Source organism: Candidatus Methylacidiphilales bacterium (assembly GCA_025056655.1).
Classification (GTDB): Bacteria; Verrucomicrobiota; Verrucomicrobiia; order Methylacidiphilales; family JANWVL01; genus JANWVL01.
In genome coordinates, this window is the sequence record JANWVL010000158.1 from 1 (window position 1) to 5,156 (window position 5,156).

Sequence of the window (5,156 nt, forward strand, 5' to 3'; positions counted from 1 at the left end):
CCCAAAAGATGCACAGCCCCGTCGTCTCCCACCTCAAGCCGATAGCCCTCAGTATGGGTCTCCGTTGTCCCACTTGAGCAATTCGTGCATGGGCTAGCATTCACATTGCCAATCACTATCCCACCTTGTGCACTCGAATCCACAATCTTAGAGCCATCAGAGTTATAAATATCTACGTAGGCTACCGAGTTCGGATAAACAGGTTTCTGAGGATCAGCACTAGTAAATGCTGGAATATTGCCAGGCTTACGACCCGTCACGTAGATCCGATTATTCTTATCTACGGCGATATCATTCACACTCGAGCCCAAATAATCGCTTCCATATGTCGGATTGGGCGAGCCCCATAATAAATTACCCGTCTGTCCAGATAATTTCGCCACAAACCCTCCCGTGTAGTCCTTCCCATTCAATAATGTCACCCCTCCAATATACACGTCACTACTGCTGTCTGTAGCTATAGCTCGGATAAAGGTTTTGCCGCTAGAAGTCGCAAAATACGTTGTCCATAGACGCCGCTTGAGATCAGGCGATAATTTCATTACAAAATAGCTCCCGATATCCACCGGCTCAGGCATATAAGTTCCAGATGTCCCCAAATTTCCTCCCCGCCCCACCACTAATACGTTTCCGTCTTTGTCCAACTCAACCGCCACCACATTCTCCCACGGCACGGAGCTGATATATGTCGCCCGACAATAATCCAGTTGCAGAGTCGGTGGATTCCCCGGCCCTTGGCTTATATTAGGATCCACTGGACGCGGAACCTGAAAATTGCTTGCCACTGCATTCACTCCCATTGTCATGCTCAGCACCAAAGCCGTCCCAAATAACATCGCTGATTTTCTTACCTTCAGATTGATTTCAGAATTTTGAATTTTGCTTTCTCATAGTTTTTAATTAAGGTTTACGAGAATACAACTACCACGCCACACGCGCCATTGTCAATAGAAAAATGATAAATTTTTCTATATTTTTCTGTGAACAAAATGACGTTAGCGGTTATTTTCTGCATACACTAAGACCCCCATTGTCTCCTATAAATCGTGACACTCTTGCCAACTTCAACTCTAGTTTGAACCTCTATCTCAACCCTATATACTTTCGCTATGAACGGGGATCAAAAACTACCCCCACACCTCAAAGAAAAACTCTCCCTCCTCCCCCACCGCCCAGGCATCTACCTCTTCAAAGATCGTTTCCACCGCGTCATCTACGTCGGCAAAGCCCGCGACCTCTACAAACGCGTCCACCAATACTTCCACTCCTCCCGCCGTGCCACAGCTGACCTCAAAACCCGCGCCCTCATCGAAGCCATCCACGACCTCGAATTCCACACCGTCCGCTCCGAGCCAGAAGCCCTCCTCCTCGAAGGCAAACTCATCAAACAATTCCGTCCCCGCTACAACATCAGTTTCCGCGACGATAAACGTTTCCTCCTCGTCCGCGTCAACCTCGCCGACCCCTTCCCCCGCTTCCAACTCACCCGCCTCCGCCGCGACGACGGCTGCCGCTACTTCGGCCCCTTTCCCCACTCCAGCGCCCTCCGCTCCACCCTCAACCTCATGAAAAAACTCTTCGGCCTGCGCTCCTGCCATCCCGCCACCCCCACCGAAGCCGACTACCGCCACTGCCTCGACCACGTCATCAAAAACTGCTCCGCCCCATGCATCGGCAAAATCTCCCCCGAAGCCTACAAAATGCGCGTCCAGCAAGCCTGCGACTTCCTCGAAGGCCACACCCAAGAAATGCGTGCCCGCCTCCGCGTCGAAATGGAAAAAGCCGCCGCCGAAATGCAATTCGAAAAAGCCGCCCAACTCCGCGACCTCCTCCAAGACCTCGAGCGCACCACCACCCCGCAGCGCCGCTTCGTCAAACAATTCGTCGTCGCCATCGACCCCGCCCGCGACCTCGAAGACCTCGCCCACACCCTTCACCTACCCGCTCCCCCCCACCTCATGGAATGCTTCGACATCTCCAACATCTCCGACCTCCACAAAGTCGCCTCCATGGTCTCCTTCCGTAACGGAAAACCCAACCCCTCCGCCTACCGCCGCTACCGCATCCGCACCGTCGAAGGCCAAGACGACTTCGCCTGCATCGCCGAAGTCGTCCGCCGCCGCTACACCCGCCTCATCCGCCTCAGCGAAAAACTCCCGGCCCTCATCATCGTCGACGGCGGCAAAGGCCAACTCAACGCCGCCCGAGCCGAGCTCCACGCCCTCGGCCTCCACCACATCCCCATCATCGGCCTCGCCAAAGAAGAAGAAACCATCCACCTCCCTGACCAACCCGAGCCCCTTCGCCTAGATCCACACTCCGGCGCCCTCCGCATGCTCCAACGCATCCGCGACGAAGCCCACCGCGTCGCCAACACCTACCACCAACTCCTCCTCAACCGCCGCATTAAAGAAAGCATCCTCGACGACTGCCCCGGCATCTCCCTCACACGACGCACTCGCCTCCTCGCTCACTTCGGCTCCATCGAGCGACTCAAAACTGCTTCCGTTGAAGAAATCGCAACCGTCCCCGGCATCGGCCGCGCCCTCGCAGAGACCCTCCACCAATACCTCCAATCCCTCAAGAGCAACAACGTATAACCTTTTACAGCCAGCCTTCTAACTCCAAGCCCCGCCAAAACCCGAAAAATCAGCCTCAAAACCTCTTTTGCGACAACACATAATCCAGAAGAATCCGCGTAGGCGTATTTAAGTCTAGCGAATACGCCTCACCAGGAGCCACCCAGACATACTGATCCGCTTCTTCATTCAACTGCACCGACGGCTGCCGCCCCGCAACACGCGCTGTGTAATTCAAAAGCACAAAATGCGCCGGCTTATAAAATTCCGTAGAGCAAATGCAATCCTGATAAAGCACAAAACGAATATCACCAATCGAAAGCCCCGTCTCCTCCAGCACCTCTCGCTTCAAAGCCTCTTCCGCCTTCTCGTGCGTTCTTATTTTTCCTCCAGGAATCCCCCACTTATGAGACCACTTATAAGTGCGAATCATTAAAACATCACCCGCCTCATCAAAAACCAACGCCCCCACCGTCGCCGTCGGAGCATAGGACGGCGTCACCTCTTCCGCATGGCGCATCAAGAAATCCTGCAAATGCCCAAGATGCCGAAATATAAAATGCGGCTCCGCTTTCTTTAATTTCTCCAATGAATCGTAGCCCGTAAGAACCGCGCAAGAAAGCACACCCCCATGATGCGCCGTCTCAATATCATGCACCATATCCCCGACAAACATCGTCTCAGCCGGGTCAAGATCATGCTCCGCCAGCAAATGCAAGATCGTCTTCCGTTTATCAATCGCCTGAACGTAAGCCTGCGTGAAATAATGCCGCACATTCAGCCGCGCAGATTGCACCTCCCAATGTTCCGCATGAATCGTCGAGAGCAAAAAAAGACGATAGCCGCGTGCCTGGCAAAAATCGAGAAAAGACCGCGCATGCTCAAGAAGCGGAATGTTTTCCTGAAGCAGCTTAAAAGCACTGTGATAATAATGATCAAGCTGCACCATCGTTGCCTCAGGTAAGTAACGCTTGTAAAACTCAGGAAACGGAAGGAAGAATTTTTCACGAAACTCTTCCTCCGACATAGGAGGCTTATTGTATTGCCGAAAAATTTCGTTCGTAGCCTCAAGCACAGGAGGAAAATCATTAACGAGCGTGCCCGACCAATCTAGGATGATATTTCGTATGCGCGAAATGTTCATATATATTAATTTTTTTTAGAATAAACTAATGTATGGAGGTTTCTGATCGAAATACAGCAATTCGCTCTGAAGCCGTGCGCTTGCCTTCGCGCCATTCGACCAAAGGATCTCGGAACGACTCTACTACGGCATAGACCGAGCCGGGATAAAGGTGATGCCGTTCAAGAATACGGCGCGCACGAGCGGCGGTTTCGGCATCGCCGTTTTTGACAGCGAGCGCCAAGCGGCGGGTCAGTTCCCGCACCGCAATGGCATGCGGCGTGGGAACCCATCCAGCAGCCTCCGTATATGCTAGCGGGGAAGGCAGCGGCTCATGTCGCGACTCTAAAATTTCCAGAGAATAGACCGTCTGAGGCCCAGGCGTGAGGGCAAAAAGAAACCACGAAAAGAAAGGATAAACTTCCTTGCTTGGACTGAAGAGCAACCCCAGCACTCCAAGCACAGGAGTCGCAAGAAGATATAACGCAATGAAAGGACGAGCACGAAGACGACGAATCAGTTTCCTCATGACTTATCGCTGTGGCTCAGCCGCAGGAGAGGAAGGCTCTGGAGCCGGCTCCGAAGCGGCTTCTGGAGCTGGCGTGACGATTTTCTCCGTTACAGCAGGAGGTTGAGATTTGGGCATGAACGGAAGATCTTGGATGTCATAAAAGGTGACGTAGAGCATGAAAGCGATGAGCACGATGGCGCAAGCCGTTGTAATTTTCTCCAACAAGGAGTAGGGAAGGCTGCGGCGTATCATTTTTTCAATCAACGCCATGAGGATGTGGCCGCCGTCCAGCACCGGCAGCGGAATGAGATTGAGAAGGGCTAGATTGACGTTGAGAATGACAGAAAACCAGATCGCCAGACGCCAGCCATCCTCGGATTGGAACAGGCGATGGTAGATGTTGAGGATGCCGACGGGGCCAGACATGTGTTGAAGATTGATCTCAGAGCGCGGCGAGATAAGCGCGCCGATCGTGTTGACCATGCTTTCAATGCTAAGACGAATTTGGGTAATCGGATCGGTGTGATCCAGCGTGACGCGACCTCCAAAATTCCAAAGTATCCCCAAGGGCGCAGGATCATCAGGATTAAGAGCGTCAGGCTGAATAACGTGGTCAAAAAACGTGGAATCTCCACGACGAAAGGTAAGGTGAAAGGGGCGATTTTCGTTTTTGATTTTTTTGAAGCGATCGATAAGCTCCGGAACGCTCAATGGCGGGCTCGTATGATCCAAGCCGATAAGCCAATCGCCTGGCTGTAAGCCCAGCTCTGCGGCGAGGGTGCCAGGTTTCACCTCATAAATAATCAAGCTGATCGCGGGAGAAATCCCGATGTAGCGAAGGCCGCGCCGCTCCCAAAATTGAGTGCTGTGACGCTCAGGCGTGACTTGCAAGGTAAGCGGTTGTCCTTGCCGTAAAAGATCGATCGTGAGCGTTTCGTTTTCG

5 protein-coding genes are annotated in these 5,156 nt (G+C 52.8%); 1 reads left to right on the plus strand and 4 read right to left on the minus strand.

Features of this window, described 5'->3' with window-relative positions; translation table 11 throughout:
• Positions 1-836: SBBP repeat-containing protein (locus tag NZM04_10350; GenBank protein ID MCS7064415.1), on the minus strand; the 836-nt coding region annotated here is incomplete at its 3' end.
• 273 nt (positions 837-1,109) lie between these two features.
• On the opposite strand from NZM04_10350, the gene NZM04_10355 reads away from it, so the two are divergent.
• Positions 1,110-2,600, plus strand: coding sequence for an excinuclease ABC subunit UvrC (locus NZM04_10355; protein MCS7064416.1), 1,491 nt, complete (start codon positions 1,110-1,112; stop codon positions 2,598-2,600).
• A 55-nt stretch (positions 2,601-2,655) separates the two neighbouring features.
• Here the strand turns inward: NZM04_10355 and NZM04_10360 are convergent, their stop codons facing one another.
• The 3 genes from NZM04_10360 to NZM04_10370 all read right to left on the minus strand — a co-directional run.
• Positions 2,656-3,723, minus strand: a complete 1,068-nt coding sequence (locus tag NZM04_10360; protein ID MCS7064417.1) for an HAD hydrolase-like protein — start codon at positions 3,721-3,723, stop codon at positions 2,656-2,658.
• Positions 3,724-3,748: 25 nt separating this feature from the next.
• Positions 3,749-4,231 (minus strand): hypothetical protein, encoded by a 483-nt coding sequence (locus tag NZM04_10365; protein ID MCS7064418.1) that lies wholly within the window; start codon positions 4,229-4,231, stop codon positions 3,749-3,751.
• Positions 4,232-4,234: 3 nt separating this feature from the next.
• Positions 4,235-5,156, minus strand: a 922-nt coding sequence (locus NZM04_10370) for a site-2 protease family protein (GenBank protein MCS7064419.1), incomplete at its 5' end; no start/stop codon positions are given.